Source organism: Pseudooceanicola endophyticus (genome assembly GCF_018760365.1).
Lineage (GTDB): Bacteria > Pseudomonadota > Alphaproteobacteria > Rhodobacterales > Rhodobacteraceae > Pseudooceanicola > Pseudooceanicola endophyticus.
The window spans coordinates 1-22533 of sequence record NZ_JAHIAB010000022.1 but is presented as its reverse complement, the minus strand read 5'-3'; the positions used below and the strand labels follow the sequence as shown (position 1 = coordinate 22533).

At 64.5% G+C, this 22533-nt stretch carries 23 protein-coding genes; 14 read left to right on the top strand and 9 right to left on the bottom strand.

Annotated features, from left to right (window positions below):
• The first annotated feature begins 87 nt into the window (after positions 1–87).
• Positions 88–453: a hypothetical protein gene (locus tag KM176_RS23715; protein WP_160897111.1), complete on the top strand. Its 366-nt coding sequence runs from the start codon at positions 88–90 to the stop codon at positions 451–453.
• Positions 454–749: 296 nt separating this feature from the next.
• On the opposite strand, the gene KM176_RS23710 is transcribed toward KM176_RS23715, so the two are convergent.
• Complete coding sequence (locus tag KM176_RS23710) at positions 750–1631, bottom strand: LysR family transcriptional regulator (RefSeq protein WP_160897112.1); 882 nt, start codon at positions 1629–1631, stop codon at positions 750–752.
• Between the two features lie 183 nt (positions 1632–1814).
• Here KM176_RS23710 and KM176_RS23705 point away from each other — a divergent pair, with 183 nt between their 5' ends.
• From KM176_RS23705 to KM176_RS23680, 6 genes are all read left to right on the top strand, one after another.
• Positions 1815–2243: an OsmC family protein gene (locus KM176_RS23705; RefSeq protein ID WP_160897113.1), complete on the top strand. Its 429-nt coding sequence runs from the start codon at positions 1815–1817 to the stop codon at positions 2241–2243.
• An 80-nt stretch (positions 2244–2323) separates the two neighbouring features.
• Complete coding sequence (locus KM176_RS23700) at positions 2324–3547, top strand: bifunctional alpha/beta hydrolase/OsmC family protein (RefSeq protein ID WP_160897114.1); 1224 nt, start codon at positions 2324–2326, stop codon at positions 3545–3547.
• Positions 3540–4979 carry an MFS transporter gene (locus KM176_RS23695; protein WP_160897115.1) on the top strand — a complete coding sequence of 480 codons (1440 nt, stop codon included), beginning with the start codon at positions 3540–3542 and terminating at the stop codon, positions 4977–4979. The genes KM176_RS23700 and KM176_RS23695 overlap by 8 nt, the downstream gene beginning before the upstream one ends.
• A 328-nt stretch (positions 4980–5307) precedes the next feature.
• Positions 5308–5574 carry a transposase gene (locus KM176_RS23690; protein WP_375372139.1) on the top strand — a complete coding sequence of 89 codons (267 nt, stop codon included), beginning with the start codon at positions 5308–5310 and terminating at the stop codon, positions 5572–5574.
• A 186-nt stretch (positions 5575–5760) separates the two neighbouring features.
• Positions 5761–6135 carry a hypothetical protein gene (locus tag KM176_RS23685; RefSeq protein ID WP_160897117.1) on the top strand — a complete coding sequence of 125 codons (375 nt, stop codon included), beginning with the start codon at positions 5761–5763 and terminating at the stop codon, positions 6133–6135.
• Between the two features lie 78 nt (positions 6136–6213).
• Positions 6214–7422 (top strand): MFS transporter, encoded by a 1209-nt coding sequence (locus KM176_RS23680; RefSeq protein WP_160897118.1) that lies wholly within the window; start codon positions 6214–6216, stop codon positions 7420–7422.
• 18 nt (positions 7423–7440) lie between these two features.
• Here the strand turns inward: KM176_RS23680 and KM176_RS23675 are convergent, their stop codons facing one another.
• A complete protein-coding gene (locus tag KM176_RS23675) occupies positions 7441–8331 on the bottom strand; it encodes a LysR family transcriptional regulator (protein ID WP_160897119.1) in 891 nt (296 codons plus the stop codon).
• 121 nt (positions 8332–8452) lie between these two features.
• On the opposite strand from KM176_RS23675, the gene trxB reads away from it, so the two are divergent.
• The 5 genes from trxB (at position 8453) to KM176_RS23650 (ending at position 11119) form a co-directional block, all read left to right on the top strand.
• Positions 8453–9412, top strand: a complete 960-nt coding sequence (gene trxB / locus KM176_RS23670; protein WP_160897120.1) for a thioredoxin-disulfide reductase — start codon at positions 8453–8455, stop codon at positions 9410–9412.
• A 23-nt stretch (positions 9413–9435) separates the two neighbouring features.
• Positions 9436–9759, top strand: a complete 324-nt coding sequence (locus tag KM176_RS23665; RefSeq protein WP_160897121.1) for a thioredoxin family protein — start codon at positions 9436–9438, stop codon at positions 9757–9759.
• A gap of 35 nt (positions 9760–9794) precedes the next feature.
• Entirely contained in the window at positions 9795–10223 is a 429-nt protein-coding gene (locus KM176_RS23660) for an OsmC family protein (protein WP_160897122.1), read from the top strand.
• Positions 10224–10285: 62 nt separating this feature from the next.
• Positions 10286–10543, top strand: a complete 258-nt coding sequence (gene grxC, locus KM176_RS23655) for a glutaredoxin 3 (RefSeq protein ID WP_160897123.1) — start codon at positions 10286–10288, stop codon at positions 10541–10543.
• Positions 10544–10633: 90 nt separating this feature from the next.
• Positions 10634–11119 (top strand): DUF2938 family protein, encoded by a 486-nt coding sequence (locus KM176_RS23650; RefSeq protein ID WP_160897124.1) that lies wholly within the window; start codon positions 10634–10636, stop codon positions 11117–11119.
• A gap of 92 nt (positions 11120–11211) precedes the next feature.
• Here the strand turns inward: KM176_RS23650 and KM176_RS23645 are convergent, their stop codons facing one another.
• The 6 genes from KM176_RS23645 to KM176_RS23620 all read right to left on the bottom strand — a co-directional run bounded on the left by KM176_RS23645 (position 11212) and on the right by KM176_RS23620 (position 17628).
• Positions 11212–11931, bottom strand: coding sequence for a hypothetical protein (locus tag KM176_RS23645; RefSeq protein ID WP_160897125.1), 720 nt, complete (start codon positions 11929–11931; stop codon positions 11212–11214).
• A gap of 150 nt (positions 11932–12081) precedes the next feature.
• On the bottom strand, positions 12082–12891 hold the full coding sequence (locus KM176_RS23640; protein ID WP_160897126.1) for an ABC transporter permease subunit: 810 nt from the start codon (positions 12889–12891) through the stop codon (positions 12082–12084).
• A complete protein-coding gene (locus tag KM176_RS23635) occupies positions 12888–13847 on the bottom strand; it encodes an ABC transporter permease (protein ID WP_160897127.1) in 960 nt (319 codons plus the stop codon). The genes KM176_RS23640 and KM176_RS23635 overlap by 4 nt, the downstream gene beginning before the upstream one ends.
• Positions 13844–14995 carry an ABC transporter ATP-binding protein gene (locus KM176_RS23630; RefSeq protein ID WP_202398104.1) on the bottom strand — a complete coding sequence of 384 codons (1152 nt, stop codon included), beginning with the start codon at positions 14993–14995 and terminating at the stop codon, positions 13844–13846. Before KM176_RS23630 ends, KM176_RS23635 begins: the two co-directional genes overlap by 4 nt.
• 11 nt (positions 14996–15006) lie before the next feature.
• Positions 15007–16116 (bottom strand): extracellular solute-binding protein, encoded by a 1110-nt coding sequence (locus tag KM176_RS23625; protein WP_160897129.1) that lies wholly within the window; start codon positions 16114–16116, stop codon positions 15007–15009.
• Between the two features lie 72 nt (positions 16117–16188).
• Positions 16189–17628: an aldehyde dehydrogenase family protein gene (locus tag KM176_RS23620; RefSeq protein WP_160897130.1), complete on the bottom strand. Its 1440-nt coding sequence runs from the start codon at positions 17626–17628 to the stop codon at positions 16189–16191.
• Positions 17629–18052: 424 nt separating this feature from the next.
• Between KM176_RS23620 and KM176_RS23615 the strand changes: the two genes are divergently transcribed.
• On the top strand, positions 18053–20077 hold the full coding sequence (locus tag KM176_RS23615; RefSeq protein WP_160897131.1) for an oxidoreductase: 2025 nt from the start codon (positions 18053–18055) through the stop codon (positions 20075–20077).
• Here the strand turns inward: KM176_RS23615 and KM176_RS23610 are convergent.
• The gene (locus KM176_RS23610; RefSeq protein ID WP_160897132.1) at positions 20071–20985 is read right to left on the bottom strand and encodes a LysR family transcriptional regulator; all 915 of its coding nucleotides are present in this window, start codon (positions 20983–20985) and stop codon (positions 20071–20073) included. The genes KM176_RS23615 and KM176_RS23610 overlap by 7 nt on opposite strands.
• 275 nt (positions 20986–21260) lie before the next feature.
• Between KM176_RS23610 and KM176_RS23605 the strand changes: the two genes are divergently transcribed.
• The coding region (locus tag KM176_RS23605) for an amidohydrolase (protein ID WP_215558833.1) at positions 21261–22533 on the top strand (1273 nt) is incomplete at its 3' end.

Sequence of the window (22533 nt, the reverse complement as noted above, 5' to 3'; positions counted from 1 at the left end):
GTCGGCTGGTCCCTCCCGGGGCCAGTTTTCCCTTCCTCCCTCGGGCTCTGCCCCCAAGCGGGGCGTCCCACGGCACAGGAGCCGGTGATGAATTACCTCCAGAGACAGATGAAGGCGCGGGGCCTCGCGCATTACCAACGCGCCCTCTTCGATTGGGCAGAAAGCGTCGGGGCGTGCTGGGCCATCCTCCAGGCGCTTGATGCCGCCGGGGCCGAACCAGCGCCGAATTGGGTCGCCGCCGCATTCCCGGCAGAAGCGGCTGAGCTGCGCGCCCGGGCCGTCCGCAGGATCGACCGGATTTTCCAGAACAGCCTGACCTCGCTTTCCGTCAGCGAACAGAAAAGCCTGGCGCAAAAGAACGTCGGGGAGGTGGCGTTTCCGGCGGTGAAACGCTGGATCATGCCCGAACAGCGGACTTCCCGCAGGCCTTCAAAACGCTCGGGGCAAACTTGAACCTCGCTTCCTGGTCTGGTGCCCGCACAAGGCGACGGGACACGTCGCCGTCCGATGCCAAAGGATCACCGCGACAGAATCTTGGCTGCAATCGGCAGAATCCGAAACTGGGCACACAGGCGGACAGCATGAAAATTTCCAAGGAATCGCAGGATCAGAGACGCCCACTGTGCACACCCAGGCTACGATCTGCGCCGCGCGGCGAGGGCCGCCTCGTCAGGGTTGCGTTGAAGCGCACATGGCGCAGCCCGGCCTCGCCTTTTGCGTTTCGGACAGATGGGCGGAAAACACAGCTATTATGCCTCGCCGGCGAGCTGTCGAATATCCCGAAGCGCGGCGGAAGGATCATTGCGGCGCCAGGCCATGGCGATCCCAAGGCATGGGACGGGCTCTTCCAGGTTCACTAGCGCCAGACCCGGACGCAACGCAATTTCTGCTTCCTCGAGGACAAAGGAAACGCCCATACCCGCCTCGACAAGCCCAAGGCAGCTCTGGCGTTCGTCGCATCCGCGGATCTTCGGGCGAAACCCAGCCGTGTCACAAGCGCGATAGATCGCTTCATGGAAACTGTCATTCGATCCGCTGCCAGGCACCAGGAACGTATCGGTCGCGAAGGCGCAGAGCGGTATCTGTTTCTCGCCATCGCTGCTGAAATGAGGATGACAGGTCGGAATGGCCAGGCGCATCTTCTGTTCCTTCAGGACCTGGATTTCCAGTTCCGGATCCGAGGCCGGGGCAATGAGGAATCCGACGTCTATCTGCGCCGACAGCAACCCCTTCACCTGCGCTTCGGTCGGCAGGTCTTCGACCGTGACTTCCAGCCCGGGATGCAGTGCGCGAAACGCACGCATGATCGGGGGAAAGGCGCTTTGCATGGCAATGGGCGTCACCCCGATGCTGAAGCGACCGCTGGCGGCACCGGTCTCATGACGAACGGCGCGTTGGATCCGGTCAAGATTGCGGATCAGCTCTTCCGTCTCCCGCTTCAGGAGCACACCTGCAGGCGTAAGCGCAACGCGGCGCGTGGTGCGCGTGAAGAGCGGAGTGCCGATCTTGTGCTCCAGCTGGGCAATCGTCTTGGTGGTGACGGAATGCGAGACGTTCAGGATCTCGGCGGCGCGCTTGAAACTCAGGGTCTCGGCAACCCGCAGGAAGCAACGCATTTCCCGGACTTCCATACACTGCATATTATTTCCTTTTGGGAACTTATATAACTTCCATATCATACTTTGTAATCTTGCTCTAAAATACTTAATTCCTGTGACACGAGAAACGCAAGCTCCCGCTGCGGCCTTCCCATGATGCAGATCGCGAAGCGTGGTCGCCGTCAGGAGGGTCACGATCAAGATAAGGAAATGTTCATGTCACTCGATATCTCTCTCAAGGCCGACTGGAATGGTGGCGTCGATGGCAAGGGGCGGATCGAGGCTGCGGATGCAGCCTTCGACATCGCCATCCCGAAGGCCTACGGCGGTGCCGGTACCGATACCCACCCCAAGGAACTGTATGTCGCGGCCGCCCAGGCCTGCTTCATGGCGACCCTGCGTGGCATCACCGCCATGAAGAAGCTCCCTGTCGAGCACATCACGGTCCAGACCAAGGCCATCGCCGGCGACACGTTCGAAATTCATCACGCCGTCGAAATCACCCTGCAATCGGGCGCAGGTGATAAGGAAATCGTGACAGCGAAAGCCCTCATCGAGAAGGCCGACGAGCTTTGCGAAGTCGGAAATCTCGCGAAAAAGGCCGGAGTCCAGATCACGGTGGCGCCCTTCGTCGCAGTTGCCTGACCGGGCATTCGGATCTTGAGTTCAAGCGGCAGGCATCCCGGAACGGATGCCTGCCCTTTCCTGCAGATTTGGGGAGCATCATGGGAGACACGAATTTCAACTTCACCGGCTCGAACGGGAATACCCTGTCAGGCCGGCTGGAGAGCCCACGCGCAAATCCTCGCGGCTGGGCCATTTTCGCGCATTGCTTCACGTGCGGAAAGGACAGCCTGGCCGCATCCCGGATCTCCCGCGCACTGGCCCGCGACGGCATCGGCGTCCTCCGCTTCGATTTCGCCGGCCTCGGCCGCAGCGAAGGGGATTTCGGCAGCAGCGGCTTTGCCTGCAACGTCGCGGACCTGCTGGCTGCGGCCCGGGCGATGGAGGAGGCCGGCATGGCACCGGCGCTGCTGGTCGGGCACAGTCTCGGCGGCGCGGCCGTGCTGGCGGCGGCCTCCTCCATTCCGTCGGTCAAAGCCGTCGCGACGCTTGGGGCACCGGCTGATGTCGCCCACATCCTCCATCAGTTCGATGCCGACGCACTGGATGAAATCACCCGAACCGGGAGGGCCTCCGTCAGGCTCTCCGGGCGGGATTTCGAATTCGACCGAACCTTCGTGGAGGATGTCCGGCAACATGACCTGTCGGAGCGGATCAGGACATTGAGGAAGCCTCTGCTGATCATGCATGCGCCGGGCGATGACGTTGTGGGGATCGACAATGCCACGCAGATCTTCACGGCGGCGCGGCACCCGAAGAGCTTCGTCTCGCTCGATGATGCCGATCATCTTCTGACGGCGCGCAAGGATGCCGATTACGCTGCGGGCGTGATCGCATCATGGGCCGCCCGCTATCTCCCCGAGGTCGAACCGGACACGGCCGCCCTCTCCGAAGCGCCGCAGGATGGCATCCTGCATGCCGAGGAAACCGGCAAGGGAGGGTATCAGGTCGCCATTGCCACCCGGGGGCACGGCGTGACGGCGGATGAACCGGTTTCGCTAGGCGGGCTCGACAGTGGCATGTCGCCCGTGGAGCTGGTGTCTGCCGCGCTCGGGGCCTGCACGGTGATGACCCTGCGCATGTACGCGGATCGCAAGAGCTATCCCCTTGAAGGCGTAGCGGTGGATCTGACCCACGAGAGACAGCCCGAAGAGGATCGGCCGCACCGGTTTTCCCGGGCCATCGCGCTGAAAGGGGCGCTTAGCGAAGAGCAGCGAAGAGCCCTGATCAACATCGCGGATCGCTGCCCGGTCGGAAGAATTCTGGAGCATGGCGCCAGGATAGAAACCCGCGCCGCCGGACCGGAAGGCAGGGACGATGACTGAGTCCAGCCTGATCGCGCAGGACGATTTGCCACCCTGGGAGAGCATCGGCAGGCGGTGGAAGGGGCTGGCGGTTCTTCTTGTCGGCCAGGCCATGGGCAGTTGGGGAGCGGCGGCGATGAGCGTCGCCGCCCCGCGGGTCGGGAGCGCCCTGTCCCTGCCGGCGGGAGAGATGCAGCTCGTCGCCTCCGGTTTCAGCTTCGGGCTCACGACCTTTCTGGTCGCCGGAGCGCGGCTGGGGGCCGCGGGGCAACGCCGCTGGTTCCGCCACGGAGCGCTGTTGCTGGCGCTTTCGGGGCTGATTTCCGCCTTTGCCCTGACCTGGTGGATGCTCTTCGCAGGCCAGCTGCTTGCCGGAATTGGCGCCGCCATCCTCGTGCCGCAGGTCCTGTCTCTCATCCAGATCAGATTTTCCGGGGCTGCCCGTGCAATTGCCGTCAGCCTCTACACGATGAGCCTCGGGGCCGGCGTCGCCGGCGGACTGCTGGTCAGCGGTCTTCTCATGTCGACAATAGGCGGCGCTCTCGGATGGCGCGTCACCTTTCTGCTCTATACTCCCGTCGGCCTGTGGCTGGCCCTGGGCGCGACCCGCTGGCTGATCAGGCCGGAGCCTGCAGACACACCTCGCCTGGATCGTGGCGGCCTTGTGCTCTTCAGCCTGTCGCTGAGCCTCTTGACGGTGACGCTGAGCTTCGGCTCCCACGCGGGCTGGCCGATCTGGAGCGTCATCACCGGGCTCGCCAGCCTGGCGGGCCTTGCGCTCTTCGCGCTCTACGAGCTCTCCCTCGCGCGACGTGGACATCAGCCGCTTCTGGATGTGGGCCTGTTGGCGAGTTCCGTAGTATCTCCGTCGCTCTATGTGGTGATGGTCAGCATGGGCGGCTACGGCACGCTGGTCTACGTCCTGTCACTCTACCTGCAGAAGGGGGCGGGCTTCATCGTCCTCGACGCCGCGCTGACCTTCTCGGCCTATGCTCTGTCCTTTGCGGCCGTGAACCTGCTCTGGACGAAGCTGCCGCTTCGCTGGCATCGCTGGGTGTCGCCGGCGGCGCTCGCCGTGCTCAGCCTCTCGCAGGCGCTTCTGCTAACAGTCACCGGGCCGGTTCCGGCGCTGCCAGAGCTTCTCATACTGCTTGCCCTGAGCGGACTTTCCCACGGCGCCGGGTTCGGCGCATTGGTCGCGCGCCTGACAGCCATGGTTCCGCTCGACAAGGTACCGTCGGTTTCGGCACTGATCAACACCGCGGCACAGCTGGGGGTCTTTCTCGGCATTGCATTCCTAGGCGGACTCTATGCCGGCGCAACGACGCCGAATTCCCCAGCCAGTTATGCTTCGGCCCTCGTTCTGGTGCTCCCGGTGCTTTCGCTCCTGTCGGCCCTTGCTCTACTGTGCTCCATCTGGGTGTGTTCCCGCCCAAGGGTGGATGCGCTGTAAAGATGGCACCGGGCGCATTGATCTCCTACTAACGCGACTTCAGATGCGGATCGACATTACCCCCGAATGGGCCGCCTTCCCGGGTAAGCACATCCCGTACTCTGAACCCATCTGATTCATCGAACTGTTGGGGAAAGGGCTGCAAGCGCCAGATAGGATCGTAATTTCAGTCGGTTACAAAAGAAATGCCAGCATCGACCGCACGCACGGGTAAAGCGTTTCGCCGGTCAAGACCGGCTTCAACCGTTCCCAACACGTCGCCTGCCGGCCTGAGCGCTTCACGGCGCTGATCGCCGGGCCCGACAATCTGAAAATCCTGCGCGAGGCAGTGCTGCAACCGGTCGGCCGCAGGATCCGGGCCGAGCGGAAGGGAAGGCGAATGCGCACCGTGACGCTCGACATCGACAGCGCTCTGATCGAAGTCCATGGCCACCAGCTGAAGACCGCGTGGAAACGCCACTACGCGGCCCAGATCTACCATCCGCTGATCACCTCGCTCACGGAAACCGGGGACATGCTTGATGCCCGCCTCCGCCCCAGAAATGTCGGTACGGCGGAGAGTGCACTGGATCTCATCCTCGATGTGATAAGCTAGGCGCAGAGGAGTTTCTTCGACGTCGCCACGGTGCGGATCGATGCGGGCTTTCCTTCGGCCACGCTGCTGGACGGCCTCGCGGACCGCGTTTCCCCTTTGTCTAGGGCCTGCGCCAATGCGGTCCTCGTTCAGCTCGCTGAGCCGTGCATGAAGCGGCTTTCCGGGCGGTGGCATGTGAAACCGTGCATGTCGCTCTACGAGCTGCGCTATCAGGCCGGGACCTCGGACAGGCCACGCCGCGTGATACTGGTCGTCAAGGAGCGTGAGGGTGACCTGCTGCTCGATCACTTCTTCCTGGTGACCTTGCTGCCCTGGACGGAGAAGCTGCGCCTCAAAGTGCTCACGCCAGCGCTGTCCTCGACTAGTCAGACCAAATCGCATCGGCACGCCAAGAAGTTGCGGCAAGGAGCAAAAGTCCGCCCCAACGATGAATGCCTTTGCATGCAGCGAAGTGAAACCGCTGATCTTCTGCCCCGCCTGTCAGGCTATGCACTTCGCCCGACGCGCTATGGCGCCGGAAATCGATGGCGGCATCAAAATATATGCCGAATCGGAATTTAATGTCTTACTGCAAGCCCGTTATCTCTCCGGCTTCCCGCTTGCCGTTCCGGCGAGCCTTTGAAGCTATCGGAGATCCTCATGCCTATCGGAGTCTGGGCCCTGACGGCTGCGGCGCTCGCCATTGGAATGGCCGAGTTCGTGATCGTCGGCATCCTGCCCCAAATCGCCCGTGATACCCAGGTCAGCCTGGCGACCGCGGGCCTGACCGTCAGCATCTACGCCCTGGCCGTGGCCATCGCGGCACCGCTATTGACCGCGCTGACCGGCCGGTTCGACCGCAAGAAGCTGGTGCTGGGCCTAATGGCGCTGTTCATCATCGCCAATACCCTGTCGGCCCTGGCCCCCACGTTCCACATCCTGCTGCTGGGCCGGATCTTGTCCGGCGTCGTTCAGGGTGTCTTTTACTCGGTCGCCACGGTCGTCGCAGCGCAGCTGGTGCCGAAGGAAAAGGCCGGCCAGGCCATCGCTACCATGTTCACCGGCATCACGCTGGCGCTGATCTCGGGGGTGCCGCTTGGAACCTTCATCGCCAACTACTTCGGCTGGCGCGCGACCTTCCTGGCCGTCACCGTGATCGGGGTCATTTCCGTGCTGGCGCTGGCACGGCTGCTGCCGGGCAATATCCAGCGCCCCGAGCCGTCTTCCTTCGCGGAGCAGATGTCGGTGGTGCTGAAGCCGCGCCTGGCACTGCTGTTCGCGATCACGCTTGTGGGATACGGCGGGTCCTTCGTGGCCTTCACCTACCTCTCGCCTATCCTTGAGAAATTCACCCACATGACCCCGAACGGGATCGGCACGCTGCTGTTCTTCTACGGTGTCGCCGTGGCCATCGGGAACCTGGTCTGCGCGCGCATTGCCGACCGCGTGGGCGCCATGCCGGTCCTGTTGGGGATCTACGGGGTGATGGCCGTTGCGCTGCTGATGCTGATCCCCTTCTCGGGCCAGCTGATGACCGTGGTGCCGCTGGTGATCATCTGGGGCATCGTGGCCTTCGGCTCAGTGTCGATCCTGCAGCTTTACGCGGTGAACCAGGCCAGCCTGATCGAGCCGCGGCTGGTTAATGCCACCTCGAGCATGAACATCTCGGCCTTCAATTTCGGCATTGCGCTTGGCGCCGGCGGCGGCGGCTGGGTCGTCGATCACATGGGACTGGGCATGACCGGCCCGGTGGCGGGCATCGTCGTGCTGGCCGGTCTGGTGCTAGCGGTGGTCAGCGCCGGGATCGACCGCCGCCATTGCGCGGCCCTGCGGGCCGGCAATGGCGGCGAATGCCCCGAAACCGCCTGAGATGACGTGTCGGGGCCGTCAGGCGGCGGCCCCGTCGAACGCCAGGGTGCGAACCGTTTGCAGAAGCGGCGAAGGGTCGTCCTTTCGCCAGGCCAGCGCGACCGAGAGCGACGGAGCGGGTGCTTCCAGGTCCACGATCCGCATGTCGCCACTCGCCGCACAGTCGATCCGGTTGGTGACAAAGCTGACACCCATCCCGGCCTCGACCAGGCACAGGCAGCTCTGACCTTCTGTGCAGTCCTTGACCCGGGGACGGAACCCGGACGAGGCGCAGGCTCGGATGATCTCGTCATGCACGCCGGGGTTCTGCGAGCGGGGCGGAATGATGAAGGTCTCGCCCGCGAAGGCCGACAGCGGCATCGGTGCATTGCCAAGGGCCTTCAGATGAGGATGCGATACAGGCACTGCCAGGCGCATCTGCTCGGAATGGATCTCCCGCACCTCCAGCGCCGGATCCTCGGCAGGCATCAGCAGGAAGGCCGCGTCGATCTCAGCAGAAAGCAGTTCCTTCACCTGTGTCTCGGAGGGCAGCTCGTGAATAGCCACCTCGATCTCGGGATGAGCCTCGCGGAAACCGCGGATGACGGCGGGAAAAACCGTCTGCATGGCCAGAGGCGTGACTCCGATGGCAAAGCGACCGCTTTCCTCGGCGATGGCATGGCGTACCGCGCGCTGCACCTGGTCCAGATGGCCCAGCAGCCCGTCCGCCTCGCGGCGCAGGATAATGCCGGCGGCGGTCAGCGACACCCTACGGGTTGTCCGCTCGAAGAGCTTCACCCCCAGCTTATGCTCCAGCTGGGCGATGGTCTTGGTCACCACCGGCTGGCTCATGTTCAGCATTTCCGCCGCCCGGTTGAAGTTCAGTGTCTCAGCCACGCGGGCAAAGCTCCGCAGCTCCTTGATTTCCATGCCAGCCTCCATTGATCCAATTCTGGAATGTATCGCTATAGCCAATCGGAAATTAAACTTGGCCTTTCACTGCATATATGATGGCCACCACAGCAAAGGCAAGCGAAGGGGCACGAAGACGATGCACCGCAAACTCATCATCCTCGGGTCGGGCCCGGCAGGCTACACGGCGGCAATCTATGCCGCCCGCGCCGGGCTTGAGCCGCTGCTGCTGACCGGGCTCGAACCCGGCGGGCAGCTGACCATCACCACAGACGTGGAGAATTACCCCGGCTTCGCGGACCCGATCCAGGGCCCCTGGCTGGTCGAGCAGATGCGCGACCAGGCGCTGCGCATGGGCACGGAGGTCGTCACCGACATCGTGACCGAAGCGCAGTTGAAGGACGGCCTGCGCCTGACCGGCGACAGCGGTACGGTCTACACCGCCGATGCGCTGATCATCGCCACCGGGGCCAAGGCCCGCTGGCTGGGCCTGCCCTCCGAAACCGCATTCCAGGGCGGCGGCGTATCCGCCTGCGCGACCTGTGACGGCTTCTTCTACCGCGGTCGCACGGTCGTGGTCGTCGGTGGCGGCAACACGGCTGTCGAAGAGGCACTTTTCCTGGCCGGCATTGCGGACCGGGTGATCCTCGTCCATCGCCGCGACAGCCTCCGGGCTGAGAAGGTGTTGCAGGACCGCCTCTTTGCGCATCCCAAGATCGAAGTGGAATGGCACGCAGAGGTGGCCGAGATCACCGGCACGGACATGCCCAAGGTCGTCACCGGCGTGACCCTGCGCGACACCCGCGACGGGTCCCTGCGCACCCTCGAAACCGACGGCGTCTTTGTCGCGATCGGGCACAGCCCGGCGACAGAGCTCTTTGGCGACCAACTGCCGCTGAAGCCGGGCGGCTATCTGCAAACCGCCCCCGACAGCACGGCAACGGTCGTGCCCGGGGTCTTTGCGGCCGGTGACGTGACCGATGACCAGTTCCGGCAGGCGGTCACGGCCGCCGGGCAAGGCTGCATGGCCGCACTGGAGGCCGACCGCTACCTCGCCGGCCTGCCCCTCGAAATCCCTGCCGAACCCGCCTCGGCCTGAAACAACCCCCGAAGGAAAACACCATGACCCAGGATGTCACCACAATCGACGCCAGCAATTTCAACGACTTCATGAACGAGCCTGGACAGGTCAAGGTCCTGCGCTTCTGGGCGACCTGGTGCCGCCCCTGCATCGCGCTGGAACCGACCTACAACGAGGTCGCAACCGAGATGAAGGACACCGCGCGTTTCGGCGAGATCGACATCGACATCGCCCCTGAGCTGGCAGGCTCGTTCGGCATCCGTTCGGTTCCGACCGTTGTCGTCCTGAAGGACGGCCTGCCCATCGACATGGTCGTCGGCCTGAACCCCAAGAGCCAGTACATCCAGGCCGTTAAGGCGGCCTGACCGTCGAGCCGAAGACACACGAGAAAGGAAAGATCATGGCCGATATCAAGATGACTGCCGCCTGGGAAGGCGGCATGAAGGGCGAAGGCAAGATCACCGGCGAAGGCTGGGACGTGGGCATCGGCATTCCCGCCGAATTCGGCGGCAGCGGAGCCGGGGCCGATCCCAAGTCGCTGTTCACCTCTGCCACCCTGGCTTGCTTCACCGCGACGCTGCGGGCGATCACGGCCAACAAGAAGGTTCCGGTCGAGGCGCTCTCGGTCGAAACCTCGGCCCATGCGGCGAATGATGACTTCTCCATCCGGCACATTGCGAAACTGGTCCTGGCAGGGGACGCAACGGATGCGGACCGCGCGGCCGCCGAAAACGCCATCGCGACTGCAGACAAGATCTGCGTTGTTGGCAACCTGGCCAAGAAGGCCGGCGTCACCATCGAGGTCACGCCCGAAATCACCATCGGCTAAGCCGGCGGGGCGCCCTGCCCTGGGCGCCCTTCAACCCGTCCGCCCTTGCAAAGGCAACAGACATGCCCCGGATCGACATCTACACCACGCCCTTCTGCGGCTTCTGCTCTCGAGCCAAGGCGCTGTTGAAGAAGAAGGGCATCCCGTTCAACGAGATTGGCGTCACGCGCGCAGACAAGCGCCGCAGCATGATGGCGCGGGCCGGAGGGGCGCATACAGTTCCCCAGATCTTCATCGGGGAGATCCACGTCGGTGGCTGTTCAGAACTACTGGCCCTGGAGCACGCCGGCCAGCTGGATCAGCTGCTCAGCCTAGATTGATCGCAATCCGGAAATAATTCTCGGCCCAAAAAGAATTTATCACTGATGAAATGCGGCGTTACGCCGACCCCATCATCGGAGGAATTACATATGGCCACAGAGCTTATCATCTTCATTCTGGTCGTCGGGATCGGATCCACCATCGTGCTTGACCTATGGGGTGTCTTCACGGCCAAGATAGGCTGGATGCCCGGCACGCACTGGCCTTCTGTCGGTCGCTGGCTTCTGGGCATCCCGGCGGGGCATCTGGTTCTGGATGGCACGGACACCCGCCCCCACACGCTGAGCGAGGCAGCTGTTGGCTGGATCTTCCACTACCTGATCGGCCTTGCCTATGCAGTGTCGTTTCCACTGTTCTGGGGGATCGGCTTCATCTCGGCACCGACCGTCTTCCCCGTCTTCCTGATCGGGGTAATCGTAAGCTCGCTTGCCGGGCTCATCGTGCTGATGCCTGGCATGGGCGGAGGCATTTTCGCCCGCAAGCTTCCCAATGCCGGCGCCATGATCGTCTATGTGCTGGTCGCCCATGTGATCTTTGCCATTGCACAGTATCTGCTGGCTCTGCTGCTGGCCTGAACTCAGCGCAGCAAGATCCTTGGCGCAGGGCCTTCCCGAACACGGAAGGCAAACGGCACCCGCCATCTTATGTTGGCGGGTGCGGCAGTTTTTCAGCCGCTCCACCACGAAGCGGCCTGAAGACGTTCATGCCGGGACGTCCGCTGTGCAAGCTCAACACTGTTCTGAACGACGTCACGTTGCATAGCTTTGCGTGCGGTCTCGTTCAGGCGGAATCCGGTATCCTGCCGACTTGCTTCACAGCCATCGACGAAATGAATCAAGCAGCCTTCCGGCAGTCGCTCCCAGACGTGATCCCCGAAAGGCGTGGTCGAGAGATAAACAGTTGGGTGCGCGCCACTGTCGTAGTGGCCAACCGCGCCTGCGGCAAAGAGACCACCACATGAAAAGACGAAGCTATCCCGACCGTTGCAAAGCACAAATTCGGGCGCCCGGTCCAGGTAATGCCTGATCACCCCGGACACCGCCCCGGCCTGGCCGCGCCCTTCGGACGCAGCCTCAAGCAGGTCTTCCAGCATCCTTTCAGGCGCCTGCTGGAGCGAGGCAAAGGCCCAGTTTTGCCCCTCGAAATGATGTTGGCGCACTTGCGGCAATTTCGACCCAGTCAGCGCAATGGCACATCCCGACTGGCCGGACTGACGCAACAGCCCGTCAAATATGGCACTAGCGCGCGGGTTCCCCTCCCCGTGGAATACGCCCTGCCCTCCACGCCCAAGGATCGAAAAGGACCAACCGCCCTCTTCCAATGGTGGCAGGCAGAGTAAATTGCCGGGACGTTCCGGAGCATGGATAGCTGCAGAAAGAAGCTGCATTGTTTTCTCCTTGGCTCAGCCGTTCTAACAACATAGTACGCGTCTTTCCACGCCCACTCTAATAGCCATTTGGCATCAATACTTATTGCAACTTCATTTCGGTGCGGATCAAAGGAACCAGACAAAGTCTGTGTCCTTCACCCCCGTATTTCAATCGGGGCTACCGCGTCGAGCGAAGCCCATCATCAGCGTCCCGGCCAGTACCAGCAGCGCGACGCTGACGATGATCAGAGAAGCCAGCGCGTTGATGTCCGGCGTGATGCCCATCTTGACCTTCGACCAGATCACCATCGGCAGCGTCGTCGCGCCCGGCCCGGTGGTGAAATTGGCGATCACCACATCATCGAGGGACAGCGTGAAGGCCAGCAGCCAGCCCGCCAGCAGCGACGGGGCGATCACCGGCAGGGTGATGTCGCGCAGCACTTGCCAGGGGGTCGAGCCCAGATCCATCGCTGCCTCCTCTACCGAGATGTCCATTGCCACCAGCCGGGCCCGGATCACCGTGGTCACGAAGGCCATGGAATAGGTGGCATGGGCCAGCGTGACGGTCAGGAAGCCGCGCTGCGTCGGCCAGCCGATCCAGCGCGCCATCAGGATGAAGAGCATCAGCAGGGCAATCCCGGCGATCACCTCGGGCAGGACCAGAGGCGCCAGCACCGTCCCCGAGAACACCGCCCGCCCCCGGAACGCTCCGAAGCGGGCCAGCGCCAGGGCCGCCAACGTGCCCAGCACGGTGGCCAGCGTCGCGCTCAGGAAAGCGATGCGCAGCGACAGGCCGAGGGCGGCGATCACCTCGTCATTGGCAAAGAGGCGGGCGTACCACTTCAACGAAAACCCCGCCCAGATGTTGCCGAGACTGGAACGGTTGAAGGAGAAAACGATCATCGACAGGATCGGCAGATAGAGGAACAACAGCCCGCACAGCACGCTGATCCTCAGGAATCCGTTGCCCAGTTTCATGCGTCTTCTCCTTCTGCGCGCAGGATGCGCCGGTTGAGCAGGCTCAGCAGCCCCATCAATCCCAAGAGCACGGCCAGCAGCACCACCGAGATCGCCGCCGCCATCGGCCAGTCCCGCGCCACCGAGAACTGGTCCGAGATCACCCGACCGATCATCGGCTGGTAGGAGTTGCCCACCAGCGAGGGGATCACCAGCTCGCCGCAGGCGGGAATGAAGACCAGCGTGGCGCCAGCAAGGATACCCGGCAGCGATAGCGGCAGCGTCACGTCCCGGAAGACCCGAAACGGACGACTGCCCAGGTCCATCGCCGCCTCATTCAGCGTCAGGTCCAGTTTTTCAAGCGTCGCGAACAGCGGCAGGATCATGAACGGCAGGTACGAATAGACCATCACCAGCACCACCGCGAAATTGGTGTTCATCAGATGCAGCGAAAACAGAGCCCGGTCCGCCGGCAGGAACAGGTTGAACAGTCCGGTCAGCAACTTGTTGAACCAGCTGCTTCCCCCCAGCAGGCCCATCCAAGCGTAGACACGCAGCAGGAACGAAGTCCAGAAGGGCAGGATGATCAGCACCAGCAGCAGGCTGCGGCGGCGGGGCCTGGCGCGCGCGATGCCAAGCGCCACCGGATAGCCCACCAGCAGGCAGATCAGAGTCGTCAGCGCCGCATTCGCGACCGAGGTCAGGAAGGCCTGCACCACCATCCCGTCCCCCAGTAGGCGACGATAGCTTTGCAGATCGGTGAAGGGCGCCTGGGGCAGAAAGCGGAACGGCGGGCTTGCCGGGGCCGCCTGGCCAAGGCTGATCGCCAGCACGATGGCAAAGGGCGCCAGGAACAGCAGCGCCAGCCAGAGCGAGGGCACGCCCAGCACCAGCGCCTTCCAGCCCCGGGCGTGGAACCAGCGCCGCAGCCATCGCGTGCGGGGCAGGTCCGGGCGGGGGATGTCCTGAACGCTCATCTGGGCAGGACCACGACAGCCTGTGGTGCAAAGCTCAACTCGACCTGCATCTCGGACTCACGCGAAAGCGGACTACCAAGGGCGCGCGCGACATTGACGTTGCTGGCAAGCAGGATCTCTCCGCTTTCCAGGCGCACTCGATAAAGCGTGTCCTTGCCGAAATAGCCCCGGTTGGCAATCCGCCCCGTCACGACGTTCTCGGCCCCCGGCGCGGCGCGGGCCGCGATAGAGATCTTCTCGGGGCGGATCGCGACCTGGACGGGCTGACCGGTTTCCAGCGCCTTGTCGCTAGCCACGGTGACCTCACGGCCAAGGGCGGGCACCCGCACCCGCGTCGCTGCTCCGCTCTTCACGACCGATCCGTCGTAGAGATTGATCGAGCCGATGAAATCCGCCACGAACCCCGAGGACGGATATTCGTAGACTTCGTTCGGGGTGCCGATCTGCTGAACCGCACCGCCGCGCATCACCGCGATACGATCCGAAAGCGTCATTGCCTCGTCCTGGTCATGGGTCACCACGACGAAGGTGATGCCGGTGCGCTGCTGGATGTTGGACAGTTCGAACTGGGTCTGCTCCCGCAGCTTCTTGTCAAGCGCGCCCAGCGGCTCGTCCAGCAGCAGCACCTTGGGCATCCGCGCCAGCGCCCGTGCCAGCGCCACCCGCTGCTTCTGCCCCCCCGAGATCTGGTGCGGCTTGCGGCGGCCCAGATCCGAAAGCTGCACCAGATCCAGCATGGCGCGCACACGCTCGTCCTTCTGGGCGCGGCTCATCGCCTCGTGCTTCAGACCGTAGGCGATGTTCTTTTCCACGCTCATATGCGGAAACAGCGCATAGCTCTGGAACATCATGTTCACCGGCCGCTCGTAGGGGGGGACATCGGTGACATCCCGCCCGTCGATGTAGATCCGCCCGGCGCTCGGGGTTTCGAAGCCCGCCAGCATCCGCAGCAGCGTGGTCTTGCCGCAACCCGAGCCACCGAGCAGGGAAAACAGCTCTCCCCTGCGGATATCGAGAGAGACGTCCGAAACGGCCTGAACAGGACCGAAGGACTTTGACACCCGCTCAACCTTCAGGAAGGCCTCCCGGGCCGGCTCGGGCTCGGGGTTTTCCTGGACCGGATGGGCGGTGCGGGGCTTGTTTTGCATCGGAAGGGTCATCAGCCGGCCGTCTTGATCCGGTTCCAGGCCGCCGTCATCTCCTGCAGCTGGGTGTTGTTCCAGGCCTTGGGAGCATAGAGCCGCTTCATGGTCTCGGCATCAGGATAGAGTGCCGGATTGCCCGAGATGGCCGGATCGACCAGCGGCGTGGCCGCCGCATTGGCATTGGCATAGGACAGGTAATTGGTGCAGGCGGCAATGACCTTCGGCTGCAGCATGTATTCCAGGAAGACCGAGGCGGCTTCGGGATGGGGGGCGTCGGTGGGCACGCAGAAGCAGTCGATCCAGATCGGCGCGCCGGTCTCGGGGACGAAATAGGCGAAATCGGTGGACAGCCCGGCCTCCTTGGCCTTCGACACCACCAGGCCGTAGCTGCCCGACCAGGTGTTTGCGGCACAGAGCTCTCCGGAGGGCAGGCCCTGAAGCTCGGCGGTGTTGCTGAAGGTGCGCACGGAGCGGCGCATCGGTGCCATGGCCTTCACAGCGGCATCGAAATCGGCGGCGGTGGCCGTGTCGGGGTCGATGCCGAGGTAGCGCATCACCACGGTCAGCACGTCGGAGGGGCTGTCCAGAAGCGCCAGGCCGCATCGCGCCAGTGCCTTGGCATTGGCCGGGTCCAGAATCGCCGAGAGCGAGTTCAGATCAGCATCGGGCAGCACCTTGCGGATCATGTCCATGTTGTAGGTCATGCCCACCGAGCCCCACATGTAGGGCAGCGCATGGCGGTTGTCGGGGTCCCATTGTGCCAGTATCTTCAGCACGCTTTCATCCAGGTTCTTCCAGGACGACAGCTGCGCCTTGTCGAGCGGCTGGTAGACCCCGGCCTGAAGCATCACCGGCAGGTTCGGCCCCGATTGCAGCACCACGTCATAGCCGGTCGATCCGGCCAGGATCTTCGCCTGCATCTCCTCCACCGAGGAAAAGTAGTCGGAATTGACCTTGAGTCCCGATGCCGCCTCGAAATCGGCGATCGTGGTCTCACCGATATAATCGGCCCAGTTGTAGAGATTGAGTGTGCCGGTGGCGGCGTTTGCAGGCCGCACGAAGGGGGTTGCAAGGGCGGTTGCTCCCAGAAGGGTCACCGCAGTGCGTCGGGTCATCTTGGTCATGGTCTGTCTCCGCTGTTGGTGTTGGCCTGAGCCTGTGATTGGCCCCCGGCAGCCGCCGGAGGGCGAGGGCGCCTAGAGGGCGCCGAAGCCGATGACGCTTTTCGTCTCGAGGAATTCGCCGATCCCGAAATCGGCGTATTCGCGGCCATTGCCGGACTGCTTGTAGCCGCCGAAGGCGCTGTGGGCGTCGAAGGCCGGATCGTTGACATAGACGCTGCCGGCCCGCATCTGCGCCGCCACCGCGCGGGCGCGGTCCAGGTCGGCGGATTGGATGTAAGCGGCCAGGCCGTAGGGGGTGTCATTGGCGATGCGCACCGCCTCGGCCTCGTCCCGGTAGCCCATGATCGACAGCACGGGGCCGAAGATCTCCTCGCGCGCGATGGTCATCGCGGGGGTGACATGGCCGAAGACGGTAGGCTTCACGAAAAAGCCCCGTGCCAGCCCCTCGGGGCGCCCCGGACCGCCGCAGGCTAGGGTTGCGCCTTCCGCGATGCCGCTTCCGATCAGCCTCTGGATCTTGTCGAACTGGGTCTGGCTGATTACCGGACCAAGATCGGTGCCCTCTTCCAGCGGATCCCCGGTGACAAAGCCGGCCGCCGCCTCGGTCGCCAGCGCCATCGCCTCCTCCATCCGCTCAGCCGGCACCAGCATCCGCGTCGGCGCATCGCAGGATTGCCCGGTATTGCCGAAGCAGCCGGCGACACCGGCGGGCACGGCGGCCGCGAAATCCGCGTCCGGAAGCAGGATGTTGGCGGACTTCCCGCCAAGCTCCTGGCTGACGCGCTTGACGGTCGGGGCCGCAGCCTGCGCCACCAGGACCCCTGCCCGGGTCGACCCGGTGAAGCTGACCATGTCGACCTCGGGATGACTTGCCAGCACCGCTCCGACGTCCGCGCCCGAACCGTTGACCAGATTGAAGACCCCGGCAGGCACGCCCGCAGCCTCCATCACCTCGGCAAAGACCAGCCCGCTCAGCGGGGCAATCTCGGAGGGTTTGAGGACCATGGTGCAGCCGGCGGCAATCGCCGGTGCGACCTTGCAGACGATCTGGTTCAGTGGCCAGTTCCAAGGGGTGATCAGCGCGCAGACCCCGATCGGCTCGCGCAGGATGCGGGTGGTGCCGCGCTGCTCGGCAAAGCGGAAGGTTTCCAGCGCCGTAAGGGTGGCCTCAAGATGCGCCTTGCCGATCCAGGCCTGTTCCTCCCGTGCCATGACCACCGGGGCGCCCATCTCCAGCGTGGTGGCGCGGGCAATGTCATCGTAGCGGGCCATGTAGGCGTCCAGGATCGCGCGCAGCAGCTCCAAGCGCGCCTCCACATCCAGGACCGAGAAGTCCGGGAAGGCCGCGCGGGCCGCCGCAACGGCGCGTTCGGCATCGGCGGCGCCGCCCAGGGCGATACTGGCGCAAGGCGTCTCGGTTGCGGGGTTGATGACCGGCAGCGTCTCTTTGTGCAGCGGGGGCACCCAGGCGCCGCCGATGTAGAAATGTTGCAGATGGCTGGTGGGGATCATTGGAAGTCCTCTTGTGGCCCGCAAGCGGCGAGCGTCAGGGGGAGTATCGACCCGCAGGGCCAAGCCGCAGAGTCCAAAAAAGTCAGCGCATCATAATTTCAAGTAATGATTTTGCGCAGCATTCCTCCGGCCAGAAACAGGAGTTCAAGGCCGAGCAGACAGCAGGACCGTAGCCGAGAGAGACCAGCTCCGTCATTGTTCGGTAATTTCGTGCTGACAGGACCGGATGAGATCCGGCGCCCCCTCCGGAAAGGCCCCGGCACCGGTTCACCCCAGGGCCGCAGAGGACCCCAGCATAAGATCATGTAATGGCTCTATAGGTTTTTCCACCCTTCCGCGCAAACCTGGGCACATGCCACCCTGCCCAAGTACCTGGCGAAACAGCCGGTCGGCCCGCCCTCCAAGACCATCACGGAAAGCCCCCATGAGCAGCCCTTTCGACATCCTCTTCGAACCCCTCCCGCTGGGCCCTGTCACGGCTCCGAACCGCTTTTTCCAGGTCCCCCATTGCACCGGCATGGGGTATCGGATGCCGCAGACCCACGCGGCAATGCGGGAAATGAAGGCCGAGGGTGGCTGGGGCGTGATCTGCACGGAATACTGCTCGATCCACCCCAGTTCCGATGATGGTGCCTATCCCTATGCCAGCCTCTGGGACGAGGGCGACGTCAGGGCGCTGCGCCTGATGACCGAGAAGGTGCATCGCCACGGGGCGCTGGCCGGGGTCGAGCTATGGCATGGCGGCATGCGCAGCGCCAACCTGGTGTCCCGCGCCGCGCCGCTTTCGGCGGAAAGTCTGCCCATCAAGACCGCCCCCTGGCAATCGCGCCGCATGGACCGTCAGGATATCGCCAACCTGCGGCAATGGCATCTGGATGCGGCCCTGCGCGCCCGCAGCGCCGGCTTCGACGTGGTGTACGGCTATGCCGCGCACAACTATCTTCTGGCCCAGTTCCTCGACCCGCAGCTGAACCTGCGCCAGGACGGCTTCGGGGGCGATCTGGCGGGACGCTCGGCCCTACTGCGGATGCTGCTGGAGGACATGCGCGCGGCCATCGGGGATCACTGTGCCATCGCGCTGCGCATCGACGTTGGCCGGCCCGAGGCCGCCGCCCGCGAGGAACGCGCCCGCCTGCTGGAGGAGATCGCGCCGCTGGTCGATCTCTTCGACGTGACGGTGGCCGATTATAGCCACGAGATGGGCGTATCGCGCTTTGTCGCGCAGGGCTCTCTTGAAGAGCAGGTGCGTCATGTGAAGGCACTGACCGGCAAGCCGGTGGTTGGCGTCGGTCGTTTCACCAGCCCCGACGCCATGGTGGCGCAGCTGCGGCGCGGGGTGCTGGACCTGATCGGCGCCGCCCGCCCCTCGATCGCCGATCCCTTCCTGCCCAAGAAACTGCGGGAGGGTCGCTTCGAGGACATTCGCGAATGCATCGGCTGCAATATCTGCTTCGCCCATGACACGCTGGGCGCACCGATCCGCTGCACCCAGAACCCCACCATGGGCGAGGAATGGCGCAACGGCTGGCACCCCGAGCGCATCGCTCCCCTGTCCGACGCGCCCGAGGTGCTGATCGTCGGGGCCGGTCCGGCCGGGCTGGAAGCCGCCGTTGCGCTCGGCAAGCGCGGCGCCCGGGTGACCCTGGCCGAGGCCGGAAAGACCCTGGGTGGGCGGCTGGAGCAGGAAACCCGCCTACCAGGGCTGAACGAATGGGGGCGGGTGCGGGACTGGCGGGTGCAGCAGCTTCACAAGCTCCCCAATGTCGAGATCTTCCTGGAAAGCCGCGTCACGCCCGAGATGGTGGCAGAGCTGGGCGTGCTCCATGTGCTGGTGGCGACCGGCAGCCGCTGGCGTCTTGACGGGCGGGGGCGCAGTTTCCCAGCCGGCGTGCCCTCTTACAGCGACCCGCGCACCCTGAGCCCCGAAAGCGTGATGGCCGGGGCAGCCATCGCGGACCTGGGCGGACGCGTGGTGATTTTCGATGATGATCATTACTACATGGGATCGGCCCTGGCCGAGCTGCTGGCCCGGCGCGGTCATCCGGTCTGCTATGTCACCAGCCGGGCGCAGGTCTCGGGCTGGTCGGATGTCACCGTCGAACAGGCCCGCGCCCACCGCCGCCTGCACGAGCTGGGCGTGGAAATCGTGCTGAACCGCATGGTCAGTGCGTTGACGCCCGAGGGTGCGCTCAGCCGCTGCGTCTATACCGGCCAGGAAAGCCTCCTGTCCTGCGACCTGTTCCTGCCGGTCACCAGCCGCGCTCCCGATGAGGCGCTCTGGCATGACCTTCAGCATCTGGGCCTGCAAACGCTGGAGCGGATCGGCGATTGCAGCGCCCCGGGGATCATCGCCCAGGCGGTCTATGACGGCCATCGTGCCGCCCGATCCCTTGGCGGCACCCCCACCGAGGCACTGCGCGAGCGCCCGCTGCCGAGCCGGGATCAGTAGATCGTGGCCGCCTCGCGCACCGGCCGGAAGCTGTCTTCCAGCAGGGCGTATTCGTCCAGCAGCCAGTTCAGAACCCGCAGGACAGCCTCGCGCTGCGCACCGGAATCGCCCCGTGCGACGAAGCAGCAGGTCTCGGTTTCCCGCTGGAAGCGGCGGCTGGCGGGCACCAGCTCGCCGCTTTCCAGGGCACCGGCGACCACATGCCACCAGCCAAGCGCCACGCATTGCCCCTTGAGCGCCGCCTGCAGCACCAGCCCGTAGTCGGAAAAGGCCAGCCGGGAGGCCTCATTCATAGGCGCAAGCTGGACGGCCTCGAGGAACACCTCCCAGGACTCGCGTTCCCACAGCTTGGCCGTCAGCTCTCCCAAGGAATGCGTCCGTGCCTGCGCGGCGGGGGCGTCGATATAGCCATGACGCGCCAGGTACTGCGGACTGCACACCGGGATCACCAGCTCGTCTATGGCGGGCCATACAGTGATCCCCGCGCCCGGTTCCCAGGCATAGCGGATCGCCAGATCAGCACTGCCCAGCGGGCCTTCCGGTTCCCCGTGGATCAGCTCGAAGCGCAGCGCGATGTCGGGCATCAGGGCCTTCAGGCGCGGCAGGCGCGGCATCAGCCAGTGCAGCGCATAGGCCGAGGTGATCGAAAGTGACACCGTCTGCTCCTCGGCCAGACTGCGCCTGAGCTCATCCAGCGCAGTCTCGATCTGGGAAAATCCGCCCTGCAGCGCCTTGTGCAGGAAACGCCCCTGATCGGTCAGTGCCATGCCGGCATGGTTGCGCTCGAACAGCGGACAGCCCAGATGCTGCTCCAGTGCACGGATCGCGCGGCTGACAGCCGGTTGGGTTACGTTGAACTCCCGCGCGGCATGGGTGAAATTCAGGTGCCGCGCGGCTGCGTCGAACACGAAGAGGGATCCTGTAGAGGGAACCTTGGAGCGCAATGTCATCGGCGGCCTTTCTTCCTGCCATTACCTGATGTCATGGCGTCCGAAGTATTTCAACCTTCGCCCACCGGCCCGGCCCGCCTAGTCTGAAAGCCGGGCGCTGCAGCGCGAAAGCGCCCGCAAAGTGACCACTCGCAGGCGCTCCGGGACGGACCCGGTCGCGCGCGAAGCAACCGGTGCGGCCTCAGCCCGCGCGCCCCGCCATTCCCGGCAACCGACGACCACAAGGCCCTTCCATGCATGCTGACCTCCTGATCCTGAACGCCGACATCGTGACGATGGACCCGCTTGTCCCGCGGGCCTCGGCCCTTGCCATCCGCGGGGAGCGCATCATCGGTCTGGGCGGGGATGCCGAACTACGCGCCCGCTTTCCCGACACGCCCCGACACCTGGATGCCGGCGGGCGCCAGATTCTGCCCGGCCTCCAGGACCTGCACATCCACCTTCAGGACAGCGGCTACTACACCGGCACGATGGCCGATCTCTATACCTGCCGCAGTCCTGCGGATCTGGCGGACGCCCTGGCCAGTTTCGCCGCCACCCACGAACGGGACTGGGTCTTCGGCGTCGGATTCTACAGCGGCATCTTTTCAGATGCGAACCTGGATCGTGACGTTCTGGACCGGATCGTTTCGGATCGCCCGGTGCTGATCTACGGTTCCGACCTACACAGCGCCTGCCTGAATTCGCTGGGCTGTGCGCGGCTGGGGCTGACGGCGGACACCCCCGATCCCTACAACGGCCATTTCACCCGCCGCCCCGACGGGACCCCTACGGGGATGCTGCATGAACAGGCGATGTACTGGGCCAGGGACCGGATCGGAGAGATCCCCGACAGCGACTACCGCCTCGGCGTGCAGCACGGACAGGCGCTGTGTCACAGCCTGGGCATCACCGGGATCATCGACCCGATGGTCCAGCCCCGCCACGCGCGCGTCTATCAGTCCATGGCCGAGGACGGCAGCCTGAAGCTGCGGGTTGGCGGGGCGATCCATGTCACCGCGGACGAGGCCGTGCCGGAGGCCATGGCGCGGGCGCTGCGGATGCGGGCAGATCATGACCACCCGCTGTTCCGGCTGCATTCGGTCAAGATGTTCCTGGATGGCGTGCTGGAAAACCGCACCGCCGCCATGCTGGAGGATTATGCCGATGCCGAGGGGGGCAATGCGCCGCTGATGTTCGTCCCCGACCAGCTGAAGGAGCTGTGCATCGCCTTCGATGCCGCGCGTTTCCAGCTGCACATGCATGTGATCGGCGATGCCGCCGTCCGCGCCGGGCTGGACGGGCTGGAGGCGGCGGTGCGGGAAAATGGCCGCTGGCCCGCGCTGCACCATATGACCCATCTCGAATGTGTCCGCCCCGAGGATATTCCCCGGTTGGGCCAGCTGGGCGGGGTCGCCAATATCCAGGCGCTCTGGGCGCGGCGCGAACCCTCGGTGACCGAGGTGGCGATGCCGATGGCCGGACCCGAGCTGGAGGACTGGATCTATCCCTTCGCCTCCCTGCTCG

Coding starts and splice junctions, on each gene's coding strand:
- KM176_RS23715 (WP_160897111.1), top strand. CDS start 88: ATGAATTACCTCCAGAGACAGATGAAGGCGCGGGGCCTCGCGCATTAC.
- KM176_RS23710 (WP_160897112.1), bottom strand. CDS start 1,631: ATGGAAGTCCGGGAAATGCGTTGCTTCCTGCGGGTTGCCGAGACCCTG.
- KM176_RS23705 (WP_160897113.1), top strand. CDS start 1,815: ATGTCACTCGATATCTCTCTCAAGGCCGACTGGAATGGTGGCGTCGAT.
- KM176_RS23700 (WP_160897114.1), top strand. CDS start 2,324: ATGGGAGACACGAATTTCAACTTCACCGGCTCGAACGGGAATACCCTG.
- KM176_RS23695 (WP_160897115.1), top strand. CDS start 3,540: ATGACTGAGTCCAGCCTGATCGCGCAGGACGATTTGCCACCCTGGGAG.
- KM176_RS23685 (WP_160897117.1), top strand. CDS start 5,761: ATGTCGCTCTACGAGCTGCGCTATCAGGCCGGGACCTCGGACAGGCCA.
- KM176_RS23680 (WP_160897118.1), top strand. CDS start 6,214: ATGCCTATCGGAGTCTGGGCCCTGACGGCTGCGGCGCTCGCCATTGGA.
- KM176_RS23675 (WP_160897119.1), bottom strand. CDS start 8,331: ATGGAAATCAAGGAGCTGCGGAGCTTTGCCCGCGTGGCTGAGACACTG.
- trxB (WP_160897120.1), top strand. CDS start 8,453: ATGCACCGCAAACTCATCATCCTCGGGTCGGGCCCGGCAGGCTACACG.
- KM176_RS23665 (WP_160897121.1), top strand. CDS start 9,436: ATGACCCAGGATGTCACCACAATCGACGCCAGCAATTTCAACGACTTC.
- KM176_RS23660 (WP_160897122.1), top strand. CDS start 9,795: ATGGCCGATATCAAGATGACTGCCGCCTGGGAAGGCGGCATGAAGGGC.
- grxC (WP_160897123.1), top strand. CDS start 10,286: ATGCCCCGGATCGACATCTACACCACGCCCTTCTGCGGCTTCTGCTCT.
- KM176_RS23650 (WP_160897124.1), top strand. CDS start 10,634: ATGGCCACAGAGCTTATCATCTTCATTCTGGTCGTCGGGATCGGATCC.
- KM176_RS23645 (WP_160897125.1), bottom strand. CDS start 11,931: ATGCAGCTTCTTTCTGCAGCTATCCATGCTCCGGAACGTCCCGGCAAT.
- KM176_RS23640 (WP_160897126.1), bottom strand. CDS start 12,891: ATGAAACTGGGCAACGGATTCCTGAGGATCAGCGTGCTGTGCGGGCTG.
- KM176_RS23635 (WP_160897127.1), bottom strand. CDS start 13,847: ATGAGCGTTCAGGACATCCCCCGCCCGGACCTGCCCCGCACGCGATGG.
- KM176_RS23630 (WP_202398104.1), bottom strand. CDS start 14,995: ATGCAAAACAAGCCCCGCACCGCCCATCCGGTCCAGGAAAACCCCGAG.
- KM176_RS23625 (WP_160897129.1), bottom strand. CDS start 16,116: ATGACCAAGATGACCCGACGCACTGCGGTGACCCTTCTGGGAGCAACC.
- KM176_RS23620 (WP_160897130.1), bottom strand. CDS start 17,628: ATGATCCCCACCAGCCATCTGCAACATTTCTACATCGGCGGCGCCTGG.
- KM176_RS23615 (WP_160897131.1), top strand. CDS start 18,053: ATGAGCAGCCCTTTCGACATCCTCTTCGAACCCCTCCCGCTGGGCCCT.